Origin of the sequence: Ureibacillus massiliensis 4400831 = CIP 108448 = CCUG 49529 (assembly GCF_000772965.1) — a bacterium.
GTDB lineage: Bacteria > Bacillota > Bacilli > Bacillales_A > Planococcaceae > Ureibacillus > Ureibacillus massiliensis.
Genome location: NZ_JPVQ01000043.1, coordinates 1 through 23,822, shown reverse-complemented (window position 1 = coordinate 23,822; position 23,822 = coordinate 1). Strand labels below are relative to the sequence as shown.

Genomic DNA, 23,822 nt, shown 5'->3' with positions numbered 1-23,822 from the left:
CGGGGTGCCGTGTAATATCACTTCACCCCAACATTTGACATAGAACCATATAAAAAGAGGCGTAAGGAACCAACTATACTAAAAAAATAAACTTTGACCCAAAGGGTGTAAAACATCTTTGACATCCTATATATCATATTTTATAATCAATATGTAAAAAACCTTTGACACTTCATGAAATCTAAAAGGTGGCGTAGTGAATGGAAAATAGAATTAAGGAGTACAGAGAAAAAGATGGTCTTTCCCAGGGGAAGTTAGCGGAACTATGTAATGTAAGTAGGCAGACAATAAACGCTATTGAGAATAATAAATATGACCCAAGTTTGCAGTTAGCATTTGATATTGCAAAAATTTTAAGAGTTACTATGGAAGAGTTATTTATCTCAGGGAATGGGGGAAATGGGAATGGATAAATCCAAAAGAATTATAGCTACTTTAATCTTTATTGTTTTTCTGTTAATTGCAGGATTTTCCTTATACAAATGGATTAGATATGGAACTATAGATGCAGCTTCTATTTTCTTTAGTTTTCTTATTTTAAGCTATTTTTTTAATTGGCTTAATTGGGGAGATCACAACGGCGGTGGCAAGAAGGATGAATTAGATAAACATATTCAAGCTCAAAGTGCAAAAATTAGTTATTATGTACTTATGATTTTATCTGGTTTATTATTGTTTATTTCAGAAGGAACTGGGAATTTTAATGAAATCGATAATTACCCACTAGTGATGGTGGTTGGTCTTACTTTTGTGACAGTTCCCATTACGGAATTTATTTATTCTAAGAAATACAAATAAAAATGAATCCAGTCTGTTTGCTATGCTCGCTATTTAAATCTAAATTCTAATTATTATTAGTTACACTTTTTTCATTAACTGGAAACATAGTAATAGAATAATATTTTTAAATCATGTATTCTTTAAAAGTGACGAAAAATTAAAGAGAGGGAATGTTATGAAAAATTTAGATTTTAACAGGAGAACGATTGTAATTCTGTTACTCGCTGGATCGTTTATTGCCATCTTGAACCAAACATTAATGATTACAGCCATCCCTCCGATTATGAAAGAAATGGGTATTACAGCAAATAGTGCTCAATGGTTGACAACAGTATTTATGTTAGTGAATGGGATTATGATTCCTATCAGTGCATTTTTGTTAGAACGATTCTCCACTAGGCAGTTATTTATTACTGCGATGAGTATTTTTACTGTTGGTACTCTTGTAGCAGGAATTGCACCTAATTTTGAAGTATTGTTAGTCGGGCGAATGATACAGTCTGCTGGTGCAGGAGTGATGCTGCCACTGATGCAAACTGTATTTTTAATGATATTCCCTGTTAATAAACGCGGGGCGGCAATGGGGTTAATTGGTTTAGTAATTTCCTTTGCTCCTGCAATTGGGCCAGCTTTATCAGGATATGTTACAGAGCATTATTCTTGGCGAGTTTTATTCTTTATTATTTTACCAATCGCTATTATCGATATTATTGTAGCTTCATTTGTATTAAAAAATGTAACGGAATTACAGAAACCAAAATTAGATATTCTTTCAATCATTTTATCTTCTTTTGGATTTGGTGGACTACTTTATGGGTTTACTTCAGCTGGAAACAACGGATGGTTAGCAAGTATGACGATTCTTTCACTTCTTGTTGGAGCAGTAGCACTTATTGCATTTATTTTAAGACAATTAAAGCTAAAACACCCAATGTTAGAGTTCCGTGTATTTACGTATTCCATTTTCCCATTAGCAGTTGCTGTAGGAATGATTACATTCATGGGGTTAATTGGAGTAGAGACACTAATTCCGCTATATATGCAAAACATGCGTGAATTTACTGCTCTTGAAGCAGGTCTTGTATTGTTACCAGGGGCGTTAATCACAGGATTTATGTCTCCTATTGCAGGTAGAATATTTGATAAATTTGGTGCGAAAAAACTTGTAATGGTTGGTCTGGCAATCATCACTATTTCATCATTTGCATTTATTCAATTAGATACTAATACATCTTTTGTTTACATGACGATTATGTATAGCGTCAGAATGTTTGGGTTATCGATGGTTATGATGCCAATTGCAACTGCAGCATTGAATCAATTGCCAAATCGATTAATTCCACATGGAGCGGCGATGGATAATACAATGAGACAAATTGCAGCATCAGTTGGTACTGCTATTCTTGTCACAGTTATGACGACGTCAGAAGAATCGGCAGCAAGTAGAGGCGTTTTAAATGCAGATATATATGGTGCTAATGTGGCATTCATCGTTGTTGCGGTATTGTCTTTAATTGGATTAATAATCTCTTGTTTCATCAAAGATCAGAAACGAGTGAAAGAAGTACAAATAAATAAGATAGAAGTCAGTTAAAAGAAAAAAACGTTTCCTGCATCTAAGGGAAACGTTTTTGTTTTAATCTACTCCTTTACAGCCGTTGGTTCTGAAGTATTTGCTTCAAATCCCATCGTATTAATGCGGTTAATGATTTCATTTAAGCTAGTTAATTCTTTGTTGAAAGTAACAAATCCACTTTCTGTTTCGTAGTTCACTTTAACTTCACTTACTCCGTCTAACTTTAATACTGATTTTTCAACTTTTTGAGGGCAGTCTGGACAATGTAATCCTTTTACATCTAAGTAAACAGTTTCATTCATTTTTTCACCACCTTATTTCTTATGAGCGTTTTTACTTGGCGCTAATAAATCTTACTTGTACCAACAAAAAATTATGACAAGATTTTTGTGAAGTATGTGAGAAATCCTTTACTGTTATCCTTCTATTTCCACGAGTAGTTTTTCTTTCTCGGTCTTCCCATGTCGAGAGAACAGATGTAGGCTAAATTTGTGCAATCCTAACATTATAATAGCGGCTAAAAATTGGTCATATTTCGTATTGAAAGGAAATGGAAGTAAGTTAATTGAATTTGTGTCGAGAGGTAAGCAAAGTTGGGCCGATATCTGGTGAAGAAATGGATTTTGTATTTCAACAGTCAATGCAGACAAAATAAAAACGATGCAAGCAGGCATTAAAACAAGACCATTTAGAAATACATATCGTTTTCTTTGCTCGTTATTGATTCTTTGTTTTGAATCTGGAGAAACAATTGGCCACCATATACTAAATGAAAGCATGAACAAGAATAGTAAAAATGTTATTTGTATGTAGGAATGAATAAAAAGGCTTGAGACTATAGGTAAATGATATAGCAAGAATAAGATGGAAAAAATGTATAGTGCAAGCTTCGGTGTTAAAATCAGTTTGCTCACTTTTTTAACAATACGAACCTGTAATATCTTTTCTAACATAGGCTCAGGAATACCTATTAAAATTAAAGGTGTAACAATAAAGAAAAGAATGCTCATCTGTAACATATGGAGAGTAAATGAAAAGTGGCTGATAGTTGTGAATGGAGTACCAATTAGAAGGTAGAGTAAACACAAGGACAGATAAAAGAGTAGGGGTTGTTTATTATAAAGTTTTAAATCTGAAAATAGTCTAAGTAGAAAGAAATATAAAATGGCAATTCCTAAAAGAAAAACAAACAACGGAATATTCCACACCAGTTCTCCTAATAGGAGTACTTCATAAAACAAGATCATTCGCCCCTCATGTTGTAATAACATTGTAATCTTCTACTTTTGTTTACTGTACATTATATGTTTAAAACAGCGATTTATAATAAAATTTTATTCCCCTCAAGTTCGGAATTTCAACAGATTTTTAACGTATTAAGTTCTATTTCTTATACCTGTTTACTGCTGTGAGAATTATAGAAATAAGAAAGAAATTTTTAAAAAGTAAAGTTGACATTACATTATGTAAACATTAGAATACAAAATGTAATGGTTTAATTACATAAAGGTGGAATTTGTTTGAAAAAACGAGGTGTAAGAAATAATGTGCGTTCCAGAAGGAGAGCACTCGATATTACTCAGGATGAATTAGCAAAACAAGCTGAAGTTACTCGGCAAACAATTATTGCCATCGAAAAGGAAAGATATGAACCAACAATTGGAGTTGCGTTGTTAATTTCCAAGGCTTTAAGTGAGTCTGTAGAAAACCTATTTTATTTTGAAGAAGATGAAATGGAGGATTGAACATGAGGTTACCTAATTGGTCATTATTATTACTCAATGTTTTTATGTGCACGGCTCTTGGTTTTGTATCAATTTCTTCTTATATAAATGGCGCGACGGTTTGGTGGATATGGGGATTAATTGCATTTCTATATGCTTATATGACAATCAATAGAATAATAAAAAGTCAAAAGGACGGATGGGCTTCAGAGGAAATTGTTGAAGATCAACGCACCACGAAAATTAGACTGGTTTCCTGTTCTATTGGGTTTATATATATTCTGCTATTTTTAACAGCAGGCATCATTGCATTCCTTTTAGGATATGTAGAAATTGACCCTGTTATTTATATGGTATTTGCTATTGTTACAAGTATTTTAGTTTTTGTTATTTCGCAAATGGTACAGTTTTATTTAACATAAGAACGATAAAGTGAATAGAGAAAAATTCACAGGGAAGAACTGTGTGGAGTAAGAATATAAGCTTATAAGAATAAGGATTACCGCTATATTCACTAACGAGTAATCCTTATCTTCTTATAGGTAAAGTTTTTTCTGGTACATAACTTAATTCCCATTTGCTTCATCTGGCTTTTGATTAGTATTAGACTGTTTATTTTTATTCGTTTCTTGATTTTGATTACCCTCTTGTTTTTTATCTGCTTCTTGGTTTGCTTTGTCGTTTGCCTTTTTCAATTTCTTCTTCATAAAAATCCCTAGGACTAATATTAAAATAGGTAATCCGATTGCAATTGGTAAAGAAAGCTCTACCCATGTTGTCTCTAAAATATCCATCGCTCTTTGATGATCGAAGACAACCCAAAATCCATAGCCGCTTAAAACAAGCGCTGTTGGAATTATCATATGACGGTAATCTTTAAGGCCGAATAACTTTGAAGCAGCAGTTGATGCACATAGAAAACACATCATTATTTGTGTAAGAAAAGAGATCGCAAAAAAAGCGACCATAATCATTTCGTAACGATGGATGAATTGTCCAATTTCTGCGCTTCTGGCCATTTGCATAGAAGAAACAATATATTGCGCGGTAACTTCCGGACTTAAAACACCGACTTCAAGAATCGGCCACATGACAATAAATGCGCCACTAAAAAGGATTGCAGCTATGTTAGATCTACTCCATTCTTTAGGATTTTTAACATAAGGCATAATTACAGCCAATGTCATGGATGCCATTGCCCAATCAGTTACATGATGTCTACTTGCCCAGACTGTATTTGTTACCCCGCTTTGAAAGGTAGGAAGCAATTCTCGGATATCAAACATTGAAAGGGAACCTATCATCAGCAGGATATTTAAGGCCAACACTGAAAATACCCCGATTAATGCCATTCTTCCAATTACTTCAATTCCAAAGAAAGAGCCGTAGCACCCTACAATGAACGCAATGATAATAAATATATACACAGGTGCTTCAGGTAAAAAGTAGTCCATTAAGTGATAGACATAAGTAATCATAATTGCCCCATAGGAGCCAAGGAAGAAGATAAACAATATTAGGCTAATAATTTTGCTAAACCATGTTCCTAATAGTATTTTACTTTGATCCATAAGATCTCCTGTTGGAAATCGACGGATTATTACTACAATCATGAAAACAATTAGAATACTAAACAACGTGGCAATGATTGTGGAAATCCATATATCACTTCCAACTTCTCTTGCCATGGTACCTTGAGTTAATCCGATGGCTTTAGCGTATACTGTATTAATAATGATTGCCATGAGCATCCCATTTGTAATTTGAACCTTCATTGATTACCCTCATTTTTCTTTCCGGATTGAGTAGGTCGATATAATAAAGCAGAACTAGTAATTTGTACATCAACCGTTGTATTTACCTTGGCCTCAGCAAATACCGAATCCCAATTTTGAGAGATTTCTTTCCATTCAGCTGGATATCGATTATTAAAGGTATTTCCAAGCTCTAAAATATCTACTTTATATTCTTTCTGTGCAAGCTGTAAGACCTTTTCAATTTTCCCTTTTATAGTTTCTTCAAGCTGTTCCTCTAGTTTTTCTATCTGTTGCTTATCTTCTAAAGTGAATGGACATCCTGCCTCTACTAATTGAACGTTCGTGTTAAATTGGATATCAAAGCCAACCTGATTGTTGTCGTACGTTGGAGTAACCTCAAATTTTTCATCTTTAATCTCCACCGTAATTGATTCATTCGGATTATCGGTACAATTGGTGACGACTGCACTGGATTTTACGTTTTCGATGAAGAACATTAATCCCATCGTATCATCTGCACTTATCGTACCTATCAATTTGTCATCTTTAAAGACACCAGCTCCATCCAGCTCAATTTGTTTGATAGTTGGCTTATCTGATGGTTCTTTATTTGAGATACCATGTTCATTCAGGGATAACCTTGCCAGTACGGGTTGAGTACTTTCACTTAAGTATGCTTTTTGTAAATCAATCATCTCAGTCTTTGGAGCAGCCGATGTAATAGTATTGTATAAAAATATATCATCAATGGCCTGTCCAGGTACAACTTCTATTCCTGTGACGGTTGAAACAAGCTCACTCGCTGGATTCGGTGTAACTGCAACCAAAGTTCGCATTCTAAGCTGATGATTTCTTGTGAAAAAGTCAATAATGTCCGCAATTCCTTCCTTTGCCAATTCCTCATTAATGACGATGATATAGTTATGTGCCCAATAGATTCGTCGGGAAGAATGTCTTCCAAGATTGCGAATTGCAGAAAAGATTGAATCTCCCGTTGCAGTTGTAGACCAGATTGGCTCTCCAGTTTGGCCAGAAGGGGCGCCCGTTTGCCCCCTTGCGTCAGCAGGTCGAACAATTTGCGCTGTAATTTGAATCGTTCCATCTTCCTCACCTTTATCAAGACCAACAGCCATAACAAGACCTAAATCATTTATTTCATTTTTACCTGTACAGCCTACCAATAAAATAATTAGGGAAGAAATTATAAGAAAGAACTTTTGATTACGATTCATCATTAGATCTCCTTCTTGAACGGGTTTTACTCTTTTCAGATTGCTCAGATTCAGGTGTTTTTTCTGGCGGTTTTGGCATTAAATCTTCCTGTTCACGCTTTTCACTGCCTTCAGCAAGCTTTGGTTGTTTATCCATCTTCCACCATGGAAATCTAAAAACAATATCCTTTTGGTCAGTGGGCTGAAAAGGTGTAGCTGGTGCAAGGTAAGGCTCACCGAATGAACGAATAGAAAGAGCGTGAACTGCGAGAATTGTAAATACAGCTGAAAAGCCCATTAAGCCTAAAGTTCCCGAAGCAATTAATAATGGAAAGCGAATCAAACGAATAGAAAAAGAAGCAGAATAATTAGGAATAGCAAAAGATGCAATTCCAGTTAAAGCAACGAGAATAACCAAAAAAGGTGAAACAATCCCTGCTTGAACCGCTGCTTGTCCAATAACAAGAGAACCTACAATACTAACTGCTTGTCCAACAGGCTTTGGCATACGAAGACCGGCTTCCCGCATTAACTCAAATACAATTTCCATAAGTAAAGCTTCAAGTAAAACAGGGAAAGGGATTACTTCTCTGCCTGAGGCGATCGTCAGGGCTAATTCAGTCGGAATCATTTCCTGATGAAAGCTAATAAGCATCACATAAATGGATGGTACAACAAGACTAATGATAAAGGCGATGAAGCGAATCGCACGGAAGAAAGAGCCAGCCAAAAATCCTGAATAATAATCATCACTTGCCTGGAAAAATTCCCAGAAGTATGAAGGGACAATTAGTACAAAGGGAGTATTATCAACAAAGATGGCGACTCTTCCTTCTAAAATTCCTGCAGCTACTTTATCTGGTCTCTCCGTATTTTGCATTGTAGTAAAAGGAGACCAAGGACTATCTTTAATTAGTTCTTCTATATAGCCACTTTCGAGTACAGCATCTATTTTGATCTTTTTTAGACGTTCTTTAACTTCTTCAACAAGTCCTTCTTTAACGGTACCCTCTAAGTAAACGATATTAATATCTGTTTTACTTTTTTTCCCTATCTGCATCCCTTCTACGCAAAGTAGTGGATCCCGAATTCTTCTTCGAACAAGCGCGGTATTGGTTCGAATATTCTCTGTAAAGCCATCACGAGGACCTCTAATTACTTGTTCTGTTTGTGGTTCATCAACAGAACGAGTGTCCCACCCTCTAGAAGGAATAAGCATTCCTTGATTGCATCCATCAAAAAGAAAAACTGTATCCCCAGCTAAAATTCCATTAACCGCTTTTTCAAATTTATCAATAACCTCAACGGAAGCATGAGTCATAACATTTTTTTTAATAAAATCAACCAACAGTACTTGTGAATATTGATTAGATTGATTGGTACTTTGAACTCCCTGACTATCACTTTGATTTCCTTGATTGGAGTTTTGCTGCCCTTGAGAAGAGTTTAAATTTCCTTTGTAAATAGTTAAAGCTTTAATCGTTTCCTCAACTACTTGCGTATTTACAAGTCCATCTGTGTAAAAGCAGACAGCAGGTATATTTTTATCTTCATGAAAAGAAAAATCACGTTTAACGAAGTCTATATCTTTTGCAAAAATATTTTCTATTATTTTTTTATTTTCATCTATGTCACTAAAAAATGTTTTCTTTAAATCTGCCTCCAAGGAAGACATTATAAAGCCCCCTTTTTGTATAAAGCTACATAGTTCACTTATTACCAAAAAATAATACGATTATTCAGAAGTTAATCTTTTAAAGGAGTTTTGGATATGAAGAAATAGGTAAAAAATATAAATAGATTTTTTGTGAGGGGGCTTTTTAATGGATCTATATCATTCGTGGATTTATGTAAATATATTGAATGCGCCGTGGTTTATTTGGTGCATCGTGATCTTTATTCTTTCTTTTAACATTTTATCTCCAATTATTATTTGGATAGTCATTAATGGTAAAACGCTTCCGTTTACGAAAAAAAAGCAAAGTAATAAAAGTAAAGAAGATAAAAATAGTGCTACTAATTAAGGGTTTTTAAAAGAAATTTTCTAAAAAGAGGCATTATAGAAAGGAAAAAATTACAATTCATTTGAAACCTGAATTGTAATTTTTTCTTTTAGACGACTCCTTTGAAATTGTAAATCAACTATCATCAACAACAACATAAGTTACCTTTACTGGACCGTGTACACCGACGACAAGCTTTCCTTCAATATCTGCTGAGTTGCTTGGGCCTGTTATAAAGTTAATACATGTAGGAACAGATTGATCGTTTTGGATTTTTTCTATTATAAATTTCGCAGCTTGAGTCATTCTTGGCACTAATGAACTTTTTGGGATGATAATAATTGATGTAGTTGGTAGAAAGCTAATGGTTCTTCCTCGATCTTTATTGTATAAAAGTACGGCAGTTCCAGATTCCGCTAGTGTAATATCACTAATCATAATGCCGACATTAGCTTGTTCGGCAAACTTTATATTTTCATCTATTAATGTATGATCCCATTCATGAACCTTTATATTTTCCATTGGGAAAATTTCATTAAAAAGCTGGGAAAGACCATATGTTTTGAAACGGTCATCTTTCCATGTGACGATAGGACCTCCGCCATAATTTGAAACAATTGTTCTTATTGAATATGATAGTTCTGCTTTATTAGTAACGATTAAATCAGTAAGAATGTTTTTACATTGTTCTTTTAAAATTTCTAACAAATCATCAGCGCTTTTATCTTGTAACGTCTTTTCTTGTGGATTATACTTCCATTTTGGTTTTTCAATTTCTTTTGTCCAATCAGTTTTTGATAAGCGACCTGAAATCTTTTCTAAGAAGCTATCTCTATTTAAAATTAATCCTTTCATCGATTTCATTCCTTTCTAGAATGCTCTTGAAACCAATCACGAAATCTTTCTTTCTTCGGTGCTGGAAATTCACGAACTTCTGTCCATTCTTTTAATGGTCCTGGTCCTTTTGAAATGTGATCTCCCTTTGTAAAAGGTTTCATTACAGTTGGAGCAAGCTTGGATCCTAATTTATATAGTGAAGGGGATGATGTACCTAATCCGAATGCTTTCATCAATAGCTTTTCTGAAATAGGTGCTTTTCCTTCATTTTCAACAATCACTTGTCTATGTTTGTGTAGCAGGTCATGTAATGGAATTTTTACAGGGCAAGCTTCCGTGCAGGCACCACATAATGTGGAAGCATAGGGAAGTTCCTTGTAATCATCGTAGCCACCTAAAAGAGGTGACAATACTGCACCAATTGGACCTGAATATATGGAACCATATGCATGGCCTCCGATTTGTCGATAAACAGGGCAGACATTTACACAAGCTGCACAACGAATGCATTGGAGTATAGACTGAAACTCTCCGCCTAAAATATCTGATCTTCCATTGTCTAAAATGACTAAATGGAATTCTTCTGGTCCATCCACCTCAACTTCTTGTTTCGGTCCAGTTAAAACCGTGATATAGCTTGATAGTTTTTGACCAACTGCACTTCTTGTTAATAAGCTGACTAAGACATCTAGTTCTTCGAAGGAAGGTACAAGTCTTTCCATCCCCATAACAGTAATTTGGGTTTTAGGTAAAGCGGTAGTTAAGTCGGCATTACCTTCGTTTGTTACTAAACATATGGAGCCAGTATCAGCGACAGCAAAATTACATCCTGTTATACCTACATCTGCTGATAAAAAATGTTGTCGTAATGTTTCCCGGGCATGCAATGCTAATTCATCAGGGTTATTTGAATTTTGGTAATCTAACTTTTCTGCAAATACTTCTCGAACTTGCTCTTTCGTTTTATGCATTGCAGGTCCCACAATATGTGAAGGGGCATCATGATCGTCCAATTGAAGAATATACTCTCCTAAATCAGTTTCAATCACTTCATATCCTTCACTTTCTAAATTTTTATTCAAGTCAATTTCTTCAGTAACCATTGATTTTGACTTAACGATTTTTTTTGCGTTTCTCTTTTTCATCACATCAAGGATGTACTCATTTGCTTCAGTGGCAGTTTGTGCAAAAAAGACATGACCGCCCTTATTCGAAACATTTTCACTTAATTGGTATAAATAATAATCTAAGTTTTCGAGTACATGCTGTCTGATTTCTTCTCCTAAAGACCGCCATTCTTCCCAATTACCAAGCTCTTTAGCGGCACTTAGCCTCCTAGATCCCAAAGAATCTTGGCCTAGCGAAACAGCAGATCTCATAAAAGAATTTTTAATTCCTTCATCTAATCTATCATTAAAGTTTTTTGTGCCTATTTTCATTGGCATTTGTTTCTTCCCCCTTAAACTGTTTGAAGAATCCCTTGGCTACTTTCAATGGACTTAACGATGATTTAAAACTTCGGCAATATGGAGGACTTTTATCGGTTTTCCTTTCCTTTCAATTCTACCTCCGATATTCATTAGACAGCCTGCATCTGCACCAATTAATAAATCTGCATCGGTTTCTTCTATTTTCTGGACTTTTTCGTCTACCATTTGTTCTGAAATTTGCGCCATTTTGACCGAAAATGTTCCACCAAACCCACAACAATTTTCTTTTCCAGGAAGCTCAACGAATTCAAGACCTTTAACGTTACTTAATAGTTTCATAGGTGCCTCTGTAACGCCTAACATTCTTGTCATATGGCATGAACAATGATAGGTTGCTTTTCCTTCAAATCTCGCATTTACATCCTCAACTTTCAATACGTTGACAATAAATTGAGTTAATTCATAGGTTTTATCCGCTAGACTTTTTGCTTTAAGCTCCCAAATTGGATCGTCTTTAAATATTTTTGGATATTCCTTAAACATATTGGCACATGAACCAGAAGGGGAAACGACATAATTAGAATGCTCAAAGGTTTCAATCATTCTTTTCATCGTTTTCTTGGAATCCTTCACATAGCCGCTGTTAAAAGAAGGCTGGCCACAGCAAACTTGCGAATCAGGAAAATCTACCTCACATCCTAAATGTTCTAATAATTCTACTGTTGCTATTCCTACGTTGCTTTGAAACATATCTACTAGACAAGTAGCAAATAGACTTACTTTCATAAAAACACTCCTTTCTCAGTAAAAAAATGTTAGGGAATTATAATTTATCTATAAAAAATCGCAATCTTCTCTCTCGTAAGATTCATATGCTCTCTCATAATCGAAACGGCAACCTTTTCATTTTTATTTTCTATCGCTTCGATTAATTTTCGATGATGTTCAGTAACGACATTGAGTACATCTGTAAAATCTTTAATAAACATAGAAACAGAAAAGGAAAAGTAATCGGTTGTATTCAAAAATGATCGAATTAAGATAGGGAAAATTGGATTTTGTGTAGACTCAGCAAGTACCATATGAAATTTATAGTCATCATCCAAAAATTCTTTAAATGATGTTGTATTATTTTCTATTTTTCTATTAATCTGTTTAAGTTGTTCAATATTTGCCTTTTCTGCTTTTTCTATCGATTTACGTATGATGATTAATTCCAATTCTTCACGTACTTCTAAAAGCTCCTCTGGCTTGTAATTATATTTATTCATAATCTTTATTAATGAGTCACCCACAATAGAGTCTTTGAGCTCCGTTATGTATGCACCTTTTCCAGGTTTGACAGTAAGTAGACCCTTTTCCCGAAGCTTTGTAATTGCTTGTCTGATTACATTTCTACTTACTTTATATTCAACTGTTAACTCTCGCTCTGATGGAAGTTTATCTCCCTCTTTATAAATTCCCTCTATAATTTGCCTTTCTAGTTCTGCAGCAATAGACATATATAAAACTGTTTCTTGTTCCACACCTCATCCTCCAAATTAAAGCCCTTAGTAAAAAGGTTAACTGGTACAACTGGTACTACCAGTTAAATTAAATTTTATTATATTCATATTTTTTGAAAAATTCAATCACGTATTATGAAAAGGCAAATTATGAATTTGAATTATTGGATGCTTGTGAAGTCCCTTAACTAAATATATGAATATTAGTTAAAAGAACATGCTAGAAAATAAGGGGTGATATAAAAAATTGGTAATAATGTTTCTAATGATAAATACAGAATCCATAACAATGTTGAAGTCTACTGAGCAATTGTATTAAGTAAAGTATGTGATTTGCCAATAGAGCATTTGTTTTCTGATATTTTAGAAAATTGACTTGAATTTCTATTAATAGAGAAATATGATTTTAAAAAGGGGGTGTGATGTTGAATTCTAAAAATTTAAAAGATCCAAATGCTGCTATACAAAATCAAGAGCCCTTAGTGTCTTTAACGGGAGTATCAGAACGAATACACGTATATCCATATTATTATAAGCAAAATATGCCTGGTTCAGTAAACGATTGCTTTGTTAGAGAGGGCGTAATGAAGAAGCTACTTACGGTTGTTAATAGTATTCCGGAGAATTACGACCTAGTCATATTAGATGGTTGGCGATCCTTCGAAACTCAAAATGCACTATTTGACATGGCTAAACAACAATTTCAATCAATGTTTGATTCGGAAAGTGAGTTACTTGAACATGTTTCAAAGTTTGTTGCAAGACCTTCAAAGGATTATCTTTCATCTTCCCCCCACTACACAGGGGGAGCAGTCGATTTAACGATAGCTTCTAAGCATGAGTGGCTTAATATGGGGACAGCTTTTGATGAATTTACAGAAAAAGCAAGCTCGCTATATTTTGAAGGACAGGCACATTTAACTAAAGAGGAGCTTGAAATTCGTGATAACAGAAGATTACTAAGGTATACAATGGAAAATGCCGGTTTTTGTATAAATCCAGACGAATGGTGGCATTTTGATTACGGTAATTCACGGTGGGCAAAAGAGACAGCTCTTGAACCGATTTATTATGGAATTGAACTGAATACTAAAGGGAGAGAAAGCCATGATTAAAAAATTAAGCTATTGTTTTCTTATTATTATCTCAGTAATTTTTCTAGCTGCATGTCAGGAGAATGCAAATGCTCCTTCATCTTCAGATACGACATCAAACCCTGAAACCAATTCAAACGAATCCACAACTAGCTCCAAACCTGATCAACTTGTGGTAGCGATGCCAGCTGATGTTACATCACTTGATCCAGCAGTATCTATGGACAATACAACCTGGAAAATTATTTATAACACTTATGAAAGATTAGTAGACTATGATGGGGCAACAACTAATATTAAACCAGGATTGGCTAAAGAATGGAAAGTAAGTGAAGATGGTAAAACATGGACGTTCTTTTTGGAAGATGGCCATCTGTTCTCTGATGGATCACCAGTGGATGCAGAGGCTGTCAAGGCAAGCTTTGAACGAACATTAGCTGTTGATAATGGGCCAGCGGGTGTTTTCAGTATGATTTCTGAAATAAAAGTAGAAGATCCATTAACGGTGACTTTTGTTTTATCGGAGACATTCCCACCATTTTTATCAACACTAGCAGCTAACTACGGGAATATTGTGAATCCAAAAGTATTAGAACACGAAGTTGACGGAGACTTGGGGCAAAACTACTTGGCGTCAAATACGATGGGTAGTGGTCCCTACAAGTTAACAGAATGGAAAAAAGGAGATTCACTGAAATTAGAATTAAACGAACATTCAAAAGTAAAGCCATCTATTACGACTGTATTGTTTAGAGTTGTCAGTGATCCATCTGTTCAACGCTTGCAATTAGAAAAAGGGGAAATTGACATTGCAGAAGGGATTCCAGTTGACCAAATCGATACTTTAAAAGACGTAGAAAATGTCGCAATTCTTCAGGAGCCGAGTTTAGCAGTTGACTATGTTTATATAAATAACAAAAATGGCAATCCAGCATTACAAGATGCACGTGTTAGACAAGCTTTAAATTATGCAATTGATTACGACAGTTTAGTGAGTGCTGTTCAATTAGGATATGCTACACAAATGCATGGTCCGATTCCAGATGGTATTTGGGGGCATGATAAATCGGTAAAACAATATAACTATGATGTAGAACAAGCGAAACAATTATTAGCTGAAGCGGGAGTAGAAGATTTAACGATATCTTTACTTTATTCAGATAATAAAACATGGTGGGAGACAGAAGCTTTAGCCATCCAATCTAACTTAGCAGATATAGGTGTAACAGTAAACCTAAATAAAGTTGCTTATGCTACTTCTCGTGAAATGATGGAAAGTGGTGAATTTGATCTAGCTTTAGGTGTTTGGAGCCCTGACTTCGGTGATCCATATATGTTTATGAATTACTGGTTTGATTCAAGTAATCATGGATTAGCAGGAAACCGCTCGTTCTATACAAATAGTGAGGTTGACCAACTATTAAGAGAAGCTGCAACAAATAACGACCAAGAAGCACGTCAGGCAATATATAAACAAGTACAAGATATTGTCTTGGAAGACGCGCCGTATATTCTTCTTTATCAAAAAGACTTCATTTTACCAATGAGTAAAGAGGTTAAAGGATTTGTATATAACCCAATGTTAGAAAGTATGTACAATTTACAAGATATGTCTAAATAAAACTGGAGTGACGAACCATGCTGAAAATGATTGCTAAAAGGCTTGGCCTTCTAATCTTCGTCATTTTTGGGGTGACATTGGTGACATTCTTTATGTCACATGTCATTCCAGGTGACCCTGCAAGTATGATGGCAGGGCAAAGAGCAAGTGAGGAAACGTTACAATCTATTCGAGCGCAATTGGGTCTGGACCAGCCAGTCTGGATCCAATATTTCTATTATATGAGTGATTTATTGAGTGGGGATTTAGGTACTTCAATTCGAACGCAACGACCTGTAGTCGAAGATCTCATGACATTTTTCCCAGCAACTCTTGAATTAGCAATAGTTGCATTTATTATTGCTATTTTAATAGGTATTCCACTTGGAGTGCTTGCCGCATTAAAGAAAAATACGTTTTGGGATCATTTAAGTCGAATTTTTTCCATAGGCGGAGTGTCCATTCCAGTGTTCTTTAGTGGATTAATTGCCATTTTAGTTTTTTACGGCATTTTAGGATGGTTACCATCGAATGGCAGGATTTCTTTTGATCTAAATCCACCTACACATATTACGGGATTTTATATTATAGATAGCCTTTTAACTTTCGACATGGTCGCTTTGAAAAGTAGCTTGCAGCATATTCTTCTGCCTGCCCTAGTACTGTCTTATGCACAGTTAGCCATAATTACAAGACAAGTACGTGCAAGTATGCTGGAAGTAATGAATCAAGAGTATATACGAACGGCGATAGCAAACGGTATAAAAGGTCGTCTACTTATCATCTCATATGCACTGAGAAATGCATTAATTCCAACAGTTACAGTGATAGGAGTCGCATTTGGTTCATTACTAGGTGGAGCTGTTGTTACTGAGACAATTTTTGGTTGGCCTGGTATGGGGAAATTTGTAGTGGATTCAATTGAATATTTAGATTTTCCAGCGATGATGGGCTTTACTATCGTTATTAGTATTGGCTATGTCTTAATTAACCTAATTGTGGATATTATTTATGGTTTATTAAATCCACAATTAAAGCGATGAGGGGGATTTCATGGAGCAAACTATACTTCCAAAGTCACAAACTATAAAGAATAACCCTTTCTGGTATAAATTAAAACAAAATAAAATGACCTGGGTAGGCATTATTATTCTAGGAGTGATTGTATTATTTTCATTTCTAGTGCCCTTTATTTCACCCTATAACCCAGATAAGATTGACCTCGTTAACAAATTTATGCCTCCTTCGGCAGATCACTGGTTTGGAACCGATGAGGTAGGAAGAGATATTTTTACAAGAATCTTTTATGGAGCGAGATTGTCACTTGGAGTTGGCCTATTAGTTATTGCAATAGCGTCTTTAATAGGAATTGTCATTGGTTCAATTTCTGGCTATATTGGAGGGGTTGTCGATACCATTATTATGCGATTTGTCGATATGGTTTTAGCCTTTCCAAGCTTAATTTTAGCTATGGCTCTTGCAGCTGTGTTAGGACCTAATTTGCAAAATGCTATGATTGCTATTGCCATCGTGAAAGTCCCGGTTTATATACGATTAGCTCGTGCAGAAGCACTTGGGTTGAAAGAGAAGCTCTTCGTAAAGGCTGCTGAAACCTTTGGGATAGGTAAGGGGATTATACTAATCAAACATATTATACCTAATGCTATTGCGCCTGTTATTATTCAGGCGACTTTAGATGTGGGAGATACGATATTACTCATTGCAACGCTTGGTTTCTTAGGGTTAGGGGCACAACCACCAACTCCAGAATGGGGAGCTATGATTAGTATTGGTTGGACATACCTTTTAACTTATTGGTGGTACCCAGTATTTCCTGGTGTATTTTTATTTTTAGCAGCAGGAGCGCTAAATCTAATTGGTGATGGAATCCGGGATGTATTGGATCCAAAATCAGCACGTTAGGAGGCGGATGTGTTGTTACTTGAAATCAAAAATTTGCATGTACATTTTAAAGGAATGCGTGGCACAACTGAAGCCTTGAAAAATATGAATCTTAAAGTTAGCCAAGGAGAAATCGTAGGAATTGTCGGTGAATCTGGCTCAGGTAAATCCATCACAGCTTTATCTATTTTAGGATTGCTTGAAGAGAATGCTATGATTGCTCAAGGTGAAATTTTATACAATGGATTGAATCTATTACAGTTAGAGAAACAAGAATTACAGGCATTAAGAGGGAAAGAAATTGGGATGGTCTTTCAAGAACCGATGACAGCCCTTCAACCGACGATGAAAATCGGAAAACAATTGTACAATGTAATAAAGAAGCATCGTAAGTTATCTAAACAGGAAGCAAAAGAAGCGGTAATTCAAGCTTTGAAGGAAGTTCATATCGATAACCCAGAGCTTGTTGCCAATAAATATCCATTTGAATTAAGCGGTGGTATGCGTCAGCGAGTTGTCATTGCCCTTGCAATGGCAGCGCCACCCAATTTGTTAATTGCAGATGAACCAACAACAGCCTTAGATGTGACGATTCAATATGAAATTATTAATTTAATAAAAGAGTTAAATGATAAGAGGGGAACCTCAGTATTATTCATTACTCACGATTTAGGCGTTGTTGCCAATATATGTGAGAAAATTATTGTCATGTATGCCGGAGAAGTAGTTGAGAGTGGAAATACACAGGAGGTATTACAACAACCTCGCCACCCTTATACAAAATCCCTTCTCCAAGCTTTACCTGATTCCGTTGAACCGGATGAACCGCTCCAAGCAATTGAAGGTGAGCCACCGAATTTATTGAACCGCCCCACTGGATGTGCCTTTTCAGATAGATGCAAACAAGTGATGGATATTTGTAGAGTAGAGCATCCAGAGCTTAAGGAAAGCGGAGTAGGACATCAGGTCTCATGTTGGTTAGAGAAGGTGACTGTATGATTGAAATTACTCAGGTTGAAAAAGTATATACCTCTGCTAGTCAAAGTATGAAGGCTGTCCAATCCATGGATTTAACGATTCAGGAGGGAGAAATATTGGGCATAGTTGGTGAGTCTGGTTCTGGTAAAAGTACGCTAGGAAAAATGATCATTGGTCTCGAAGCTCCAACAAGCGGTACGATTACCTATCAAGGGAAGTCATTATGGAACAAAAACAAATATTTTCGGGTAAGACCAGGTGAAATTCAAACTGTTTTCCAAGATCCACAAAGCTCCCTTGATCCAAGAATGAGGGTGAAGGATATCATTTTAGAACCGTTATTAGCCTTACCTAGATCGGAAAGGAAAATAAAAGGACAAGCGGACAAATTAATTCAACTGATTAAACGTGTTGGATTGAAAGAAGAGCATTTAGATCGTCTCCCTCATGAATTTAGTGGAGGTCAAAGACAGCGTATCGCCATTGCGCGGGCTCTAATAACCGATCCCTCATTTATCGTATTGGATGAGCCAACCTCAGCACTCGACGTATCTGTTCAAGCCCAAGTATTAAATCTATTAAAAGAATTGCAGAAAGAAAGAAAACTAACTTACATGTTTATTTCTCACAATATGTCTGTTATTCGTTATATGTGTGAAAGAGTAGCAGTAATGTATAAAGGGGAAATAGTTGAAGTGGGTAACACAAAAGATATTTTCGAAACACCTAAACATGCCTATACACAAAAACTATTATCTTCGGTATTAACGGTACAGGAAAAAAAGATGGTCGAAATATAAAAAATTCGATATCTGGATTGTTAGATATATCATTGCTAACTTTAAATGAATTATAGTAGAAAAAAGGAGCTGGCCAATAAGCGGAAAATTACAATTCACCACTATTTCAGAATTATACTTTTTTGATAAATGATAGTTAATTTCCGTTCCAGGCGGACGTTTTCCGCGGGCGAGCGGTGAGCCTCCTCAGCTTCGCTCTGTGGGGTCTCACCACTGCTCTTTGCTCCCGCAGGAGTCGCCGCCTTCCACTCCAATCAACTACATTTAAATATAATTAGTAGCGAAAAAATATCATTTTTCTAAGCGATTCAAAAATAATTTTCTTTTGGGACAGCCCCTTTTTTGAATTGTAATTATCTGTATGATGTTAGGCGCTATGCTTTAACTAATATACTTGGGATGTCTTGAACTAATTGAGACGTTATCTTTAGGAATTCATCTATGTCGTTTGCATCATGACAGTGTAATGGTGAAACGCGAATAGCCCCATCTATGCCTAACGATTCAACAATCCGTTCTTTTCTATTCCTCTACAATAAAGTTAACGAAGAGTGATTAGCCCCTGAGATGGGACTACATCACTTTTTTTCTTCATTTATTATTTATTGATCCCAACTTTGTAAATTGACTTCAAAATTAATGTACTGACAATGGTTTCCTTAATATAAGCGGAGAGTCATATAAGAAAACAGGTCTCTTAGTGCCATCTACACTCCAAATACAAGAGTTTTTAAATAATAATCCCTATACCTATCCATAAAAATTTATAGGATAATTTTTATATGCATTCCGTAATATGGAATTAGCTTATTGTAAAAAGAATAGGAAAGAATGTGAAACTACTAGATTCATTAAAGGAGAATGAGAATATGACAGTGAACCTTCAAGAAAATGAGAATTTTTTAGTTGAGAAAACACCGGCCAATTTATTTAAAGGAATGGAAGCAGTCGGAGGACAATTAACGATTACAGATAAAAGATTAATATTCAAAGCTCATAAATTAAATATTCAAGGTGGAACAACTGAAATATTGATGAGTGATATTGATTCAGTTGACAAGGCAAGTACATTGAAAATCATTCCAAATCGGATGATTGTTAAAACAAAAGATGGAAAAGTCTTTAAATTTGTTGTTTATAAGAGAGATAAGCTGGTGGATTTAATAACAGGTCATCTTAAATAATCTAATCGAGGGAGTGATAAAGGTTCTCTTTGTTTGCTCCCTTATTTAACAACTTATGCACAAGTGTTACATTGGCTCTAACCTATAAACGAGCTGTTCATATTCAAGGAAAATCTCTATAAAAACAATATCTTTAATTATACATAATCAAAGTAATATAAAGCATAGGATACAACAATAATTATTGTTTGGAATGGGAATATTTATTAACTTAATTTAATCCAGGTCAAAAAATATTTTGAAAAACAGGCGTATGATTTCGTACGAAGAAAGGAGTGAATCATTACCAATAAAATGGAGTATGTCTATATAACTTGATATTCCTAAATCTTTAAGAATTAATAAATGAAAACGTTTCCATGTTGTCGAGAGAAATAAGTAAAAGTTATTTCATACTATAGGGGGATCGATATGAAAAAAATAGGTCTGCTTACGCAAATTTTAATAGCATTTATTCTTGCTATTATTTTAGGGGCTATTGTTGGACCGAGTATTGAAGTCGTTAAACCACTAGGGGATTTATTTTTACGACTAATCAAATTTATAATGGTACCATTAGTTCTTGCTTCTTTAGTTGTAGGTATTGCTGGAACAGGTGATATTAAGCGAATTGGAAAAATGGGTGGCATAACTTTTGTATATTATCTTATAACGACTGCAATAGCTGTAACAATCGGACTTATTCTTGCAAACATCTTCAAACCTGGATCGGGTTTAAATCTGTCTTTATCATCAGTTGAACAAGCTGAGCCAACAGCTACTCCAGGAGTGGTTGATACATTATTAAATATCATCCCAACAAATCCCTTTGCTTCATTGGTAGAAGGAAATATGCTTCAAATTATCTTCTTTGCACTATTCCTTGGTATTACTATTGCAATGCTTGGAGAGAAAACAAAAACGGTTTATAATTTCTTTGATCAACTAGCTGAAATTATGTATAAAATTACGGGTATAGTGATGAAGGTTGCTCCTATTGGTGTATTCGGACTTATCGCACCAACAGTTGGACAGTATGGAGTTTCTGTACTTCTCCCATTGATAAAACTAATATTAATCGTCTATGTGGGGTGCATCATTCATGCATTACTTGTCTATTCATTTTCAGTTAAGTCTTTTGCAAAAATGAGCCCGCTTAAATTTTTCAAAGGGATTGCACCAGCAAGCTTAGTATCTTTTAGTACGTCTAGTAGTGCGGGGACCTTACCAATTACAATTAAAAATACTGAAGAAAACTTAGGTGTTTCAAAGAGAGTGAGTAGCTTTGTTCTTCCTTTGGGTGCTACGATAAATATGGATGGAACAGCCTTGTATCAAGGGGTGTGCGTATTATTTGTCGCTCAATTTATGGGAGTTGAACTCTCTATTATGCAGCAATTGATCATTGTATTAACAGCAACTCTTGCCTCAATTGGTACGGCAGGTGTCCCTGGTGCTGGATTAGTCATGCTTACAATGGTAACTACTGCAGTTGGTTTACCACTTGAAGCAGTTGCACTTGTTGCAGGTATTGACCGAATCTTAGATATGATACGTACATCTTTAAATGTTACTGGAGATGCTTCGGCTGCAGTTGTGGTAAATGCTATAGTAGAGAAAAATCAGAAAGATGATTAATCATATAAATTAGAAACAACAAGCTGTTGAGCATTTGGGAAACCAAATTTTCAATAGCTTTTTTGCATTCAACCATAAGATGAAAAACTATTGAAATTTGAACCCTACCAAATGGGCTCCTCATTAGCTTTTTATCATTTTTGATAGAAGACACCCACTTCAAATAGCTTGTACGAGTATCAAGTGGGGTAGCTCAATAATTGTAAATTGCTGAAATAAGTATCTTAAAGAATGATTATAAAAATAGCGGTTAAAATAATACTGGCTATTTTGTTCTTTTACTTAATGTCAACAATTAAAATGAGTTTTGGCATTAAGTATAAGCATTCGGTTTTAGAGTAGCCAGAATACCTATACTTATACTAAATGGAGGGGACATCATGGTTAAAGACTCACATGCTTCAAAAAAGAAAATTAAAGAAAAACCAAAATTCCCAGATGAGCAAAGAAGAAAAAAAGGATCTTCAACTGCACGTCATAAGAATTAGCAAGTGAGAATTGAGCTCATAGTAGTCAACTAGCATTTAGTATTAGTAAAATGGCAGGGATAACTCCCTGTCTTTTTTATGAAATCCAATTTGAATTTTTAATATTGTCTGAATTTGTCTTTTCGTGCTACGATTTTATTAAATTTTACATAAACTTTTGTAGCATTTTAGTTAGTTTTCAAACATAATACAAGTATATTATTTAACTTGAATTGGGTTGTTTTTAATCCGAGTATGAGTAAGGGGATAGAGAATTGGGTTGGTTAAGAGATAGGGTAAACTTAAAATGGATGATCATCTTGGTTATTATTGGTCTTCTGTTCTTTTTTAAAAATGCATTAAATTTTTTATTGTTAACTTTTATTTTTACATATTTAGCATATACGATATTTGTGAAAGTATTACATATTTTACCGCCAAAATTAAAGCGACCAAAAATCTTAGCGTTGTTTATGTACAGCGTGATTGTCGCAGTCGTTGGGCTTATAATTTATCTTTATCTTCCAGCAGCAATTCATCAGTTAACAGCAATAATCAATCAAAGCGCATCTTTTAGTTTAGAACCATATAGTTATATGATTCCAGATCAAATTTATGGATTTATACAAAACCTTGATATGGAAGGAATATTAGAGGATATTGGTGCCAATATATTACACGCAACAGCTCATGTAAGTACATTTTTATTAGAGGCATTCATTGCGTTGCTGTTAAGCTTCTTCTTTATTTTAGAAATAGATAAAATTAAAGCTTTCTCTAGATCTTTTAAAACTAGTGAAACAGAAAAGATTTTTAATCAAGTTGTCCAATTTGGAAACAGTTTTTTAAACACTTTTGGATTAGCTATTAAAGTCCAAATTATAATCTCACTTGTGAATACAATATTATCTGTTATTGGCTTACTCATCTTAGGATTCCCGAATATTTTAGGGTTAGCTATTATGATATTCTTCTTAGGTCTGATGCCAGTTATAGGTGTGACTATTTCGTTAGTTCCACTTACTATTATTGCATTTCAAATTGGTGGGTTGTATTATGTGTTCTATGTATTTGCGATGATTTTAATCATTCATGCAATTGAGTCTTACATTTTAAACCCTAAGCTATACTCTATTACGATGAAATTACCTATTTTCTTTACTTTTATGGTTTTAATGGTTAGCGAACTATTATTTGGTGCATGGGGATTAGTAATAGGTATTCCTTTATTTGTATTTATAGTTGAAGTGATAAAAGGTGAATCAAATACTCAGTCGCCCTTTCAAATTAGTGAAAAATAGTTGAAGAGACAGCTTTTCGAGGACAAAACTGTGCCGAGGAGCGAGAGAAATGTCCA

General features: G+C 34.9%; 24 protein-coding genes. 15 read left to right on the top strand and 9 right to left on the bottom strand.

Annotated features, from left to right (window positions below; translation table 11 throughout):
• The first annotated feature begins 200 nt into the window (after window positions 1-200).
• From CD30_RS16060 to CD30_RS16050, 3 genes are all read left to right on the top strand, one after another.
• Window positions 201-413 (top strand): helix-turn-helix transcriptional regulator, encoded by a 213-nt coding sequence (locus CD30_RS16060; RefSeq protein ID WP_036179065.1) that lies wholly within the window; start codon window positions 201-203, stop codon window positions 411-413.
• A complete protein-coding gene (locus tag CD30_RS16055) occupies window positions 406-798 on the top strand; it encodes a hypothetical protein (RefSeq protein ID WP_036179064.1) in 393 nt (130 codons plus the stop codon). Before CD30_RS16060 ends, CD30_RS16055 begins: the two co-directional genes overlap by 8 nt.
• A 157-nt stretch (window positions 799-955) precedes the next feature.
• Window positions 956-2,374 (top strand): DHA2 family efflux MFS transporter permease subunit, encoded by a 1,419-nt coding sequence (locus CD30_RS16050; protein ID WP_036179062.1) that lies wholly within the window; start codon window positions 956-958, stop codon window positions 2,372-2,374.
• A gap of 47 nt (window positions 2,375-2,421) precedes the next feature.
• Here CD30_RS16050 and CD30_RS16045 read toward each other — a convergent pair whose 3' ends face one another.
• Both CD30_RS16045 and CD30_RS20755 read right to left on the bottom strand, forming a co-directional pair.
• A complete protein-coding gene (locus CD30_RS16045) occupies window positions 2,422-2,658 on the bottom strand; it encodes a cation transporter (protein ID WP_036179060.1) in 237 nt (78 codons plus the stop codon).
• Between the two features lie 114 nt (window positions 2,659-2,772).
• Window positions 2,773-3,603 (bottom strand): cytochrome c oxidase assembly protein, encoded by an 831-nt coding sequence (locus tag CD30_RS20755; RefSeq protein WP_408056808.1) that lies wholly within the window; start codon window positions 3,601-3,603, stop codon window positions 2,773-2,775.
• Window positions 3,604-3,876: 273 nt separating this feature from the next.
• Between CD30_RS20755 and CD30_RS16035 the strand changes: the two genes are divergently transcribed.
• A complete protein-coding gene (locus CD30_RS16035) occupies window positions 3,877-4,101 on the top strand; it encodes a helix-turn-helix transcriptional regulator (protein ID WP_036179053.1) in 225 nt (74 codons plus the stop codon).
• 2 nt (window positions 4,102-4,103) lie between these two features.
• The gene (locus CD30_RS16030) at window positions 4,104-4,502 is read left to right on the top strand and encodes a hypothetical protein (RefSeq protein ID WP_036179048.1); all 399 of its coding nucleotides are present in this window, start codon (window positions 4,104-4,106) and stop codon (window positions 4,500-4,502) included.
• 144 nt (window positions 4,503-4,646) lie between these two features.
• Here the strand turns inward: CD30_RS16030 and CD30_RS16025 are convergent, their stop codons facing one another.
• The 3 genes from CD30_RS16025 to CD30_RS16015 are packed head-to-tail and all read right to left on the bottom strand — an operon-like array spanning window position 4,647 to window position 8,723.
• Window positions 4,647-5,855: a GerAB/ArcD/ProY family transporter gene (locus CD30_RS16025; RefSeq protein WP_084077993.1), complete on the bottom strand. Its 1,209-nt coding sequence runs from the start codon at window positions 5,853-5,855 to the stop codon at window positions 4,647-4,649.
• On the bottom strand, window positions 5,852-7,069 hold the full coding sequence (locus tag CD30_RS16020) for a Ger(x)C family spore germination protein (RefSeq protein ID WP_036179045.1): 1,218 nt from the start codon (window positions 7,067-7,069) through the stop codon (window positions 5,852-5,854). Before CD30_RS16020 ends, CD30_RS16025 begins: the two co-directional genes overlap by 4 nt.
• Window positions 7,059-8,723, bottom strand: a complete 1,665-nt coding sequence (locus CD30_RS16015) for a spore germination protein (protein WP_052126266.1) — start codon at window positions 8,721-8,723, stop codon at window positions 7,059-7,061. Before CD30_RS16015 ends, CD30_RS16020 begins: the two co-directional genes overlap by 11 nt.
• A gap of 148 nt (window positions 8,724-8,871) precedes the next feature.
• Here CD30_RS16015 and CD30_RS16010 point away from each other — a divergent pair, with 148 nt between their 5' ends.
• Window positions 8,872-9,072: a hypothetical protein gene (locus CD30_RS16010; RefSeq protein WP_036179042.1), complete on the top strand. Its 201-nt coding sequence runs from the start codon at window positions 8,872-8,874 to the stop codon at window positions 9,070-9,072.
• A 114-nt stretch (window positions 9,073-9,186) separates the two neighbouring features.
• Here CD30_RS16010 and CD30_RS16005 read toward each other — a convergent pair whose 3' ends face one another.
• The 4 genes from CD30_RS16005 to CD30_RS15990 are packed head-to-tail and all read right to left on the bottom strand — an operon-like array spanning window position 9,187 to window position 12,844.
• Window positions 9,187-9,906, bottom strand: coding sequence for a LutC/YkgG family protein (locus CD30_RS16005; protein ID WP_036179040.1), 720 nt, complete (start codon window positions 9,904-9,906; stop codon window positions 9,187-9,189).
• Between the two features lie 5 nt (window positions 9,907-9,911).
• A complete protein-coding gene (locus CD30_RS16000; RefSeq protein ID WP_036179037.1) occupies window positions 9,912-11,333 on the bottom strand; it encodes a LutB/LldF family L-lactate oxidation iron-sulfur protein in 1,422 nt (473 codons plus the stop codon).
• Between the two features lie 54 nt (window positions 11,334-11,387).
• Window positions 11,388-12,104: a (Fe-S)-binding protein gene (locus CD30_RS15995; RefSeq protein ID WP_036179034.1), complete on the bottom strand. Its 717-nt coding sequence runs from the start codon at window positions 12,102-12,104 to the stop codon at window positions 11,388-11,390.
• 44 nt (window positions 12,105-12,148) lie between these two features.
• Entirely contained in the window at window positions 12,149-12,844 is a 696-nt protein-coding gene (locus CD30_RS15990; protein WP_235802077.1) for a FadR/GntR family transcriptional regulator, read from the bottom strand.
• A gap of 404 nt (window positions 12,845-13,248) precedes the next feature.
• Here CD30_RS15990 and CD30_RS15985 point away from each other — a divergent pair, with 404 nt between their 5' ends.
• The 9 genes from CD30_RS15985 (at window position 13,249) to CD30_RS15945 (ending at window position 23,766) form a co-directional block, all read left to right on the top strand.
• On the top strand, window positions 13,249-13,938 hold the full coding sequence (locus CD30_RS15985; RefSeq protein WP_052126265.1) for a M15 family metallopeptidase: 690 nt from the start codon (window positions 13,249-13,251) through the stop codon (window positions 13,936-13,938).
• Window positions 13,931-15,538: an ABC transporter substrate-binding protein gene (locus tag CD30_RS15980; RefSeq protein ID WP_052126264.1), complete on the top strand. Its 1,608-nt coding sequence runs from the start codon at window positions 13,931-13,933 to the stop codon at window positions 15,536-15,538. The genes CD30_RS15985 and CD30_RS15980 overlap by 8 nt, the downstream gene beginning before the upstream one ends.
• Before the next feature lie 17 nt (window positions 15,539-15,555).
• Window positions 15,556-16,560 (top strand): ABC transporter permease, encoded by a 1,005-nt coding sequence (locus CD30_RS15975; RefSeq protein WP_036179031.1) that lies wholly within the window; start codon window positions 15,556-15,558, stop codon window positions 16,558-16,560.
• A gap of 10 nt (window positions 16,561-16,570) precedes the next feature.
• Window positions 16,571-17,440, top strand: a complete 870-nt coding sequence (locus CD30_RS15970; protein ID WP_036179029.1) for an ABC transporter permease — start codon at window positions 16,571-16,573, stop codon at window positions 17,438-17,440.
• 9 nt (window positions 17,441-17,449) lie between these two features.
• Window positions 17,450-18,418 carry an ABC transporter ATP-binding protein gene (locus CD30_RS15965; protein WP_408056805.1) on the top strand — a complete coding sequence of 323 codons (969 nt, stop codon included), beginning with the start codon at window positions 17,450-17,452 and terminating at the stop codon, window positions 18,416-18,418.
• On the top strand, window positions 18,415-19,197 hold the full coding sequence (locus CD30_RS15960; protein ID WP_084077989.1) for an ATP-binding cassette domain-containing protein: 783 nt from the start codon (window positions 18,415-18,417) through the stop codon (window positions 19,195-19,197). The genes CD30_RS15965 and CD30_RS15960 overlap by 4 nt, the downstream gene beginning before the upstream one ends.
• Window positions 19,198-20,066: 869 nt before the next feature.
• Window positions 20,067-20,381 carry a GRAM domain-containing protein gene (locus tag CD30_RS15955; RefSeq protein WP_052126263.1) on the top strand — a complete coding sequence of 105 codons (315 nt, stop codon included), beginning with the start codon at window positions 20,067-20,069 and terminating at the stop codon, window positions 20,379-20,381.
• 411 nt (window positions 20,382-20,792) lie between these two features.
• Window positions 20,793-21,998 carry a dicarboxylate/amino acid:cation symporter gene (locus CD30_RS15950; protein WP_036179017.1) on the top strand — a complete coding sequence of 402 codons (1,206 nt, stop codon included), beginning with the start codon at window positions 20,793-20,795 and terminating at the stop codon, window positions 21,996-21,998.
• 742 nt (window positions 21,999-22,740) lie between these two features.
• Complete coding sequence (locus tag CD30_RS15945; protein ID WP_036179014.1) at window positions 22,741-23,766, top strand: AI-2E family transporter; 1,026 nt, start codon at window positions 22,741-22,743, stop codon at window positions 23,764-23,766.
• Window positions 23,767-23,822 lie beyond the last annotated feature (56 nt).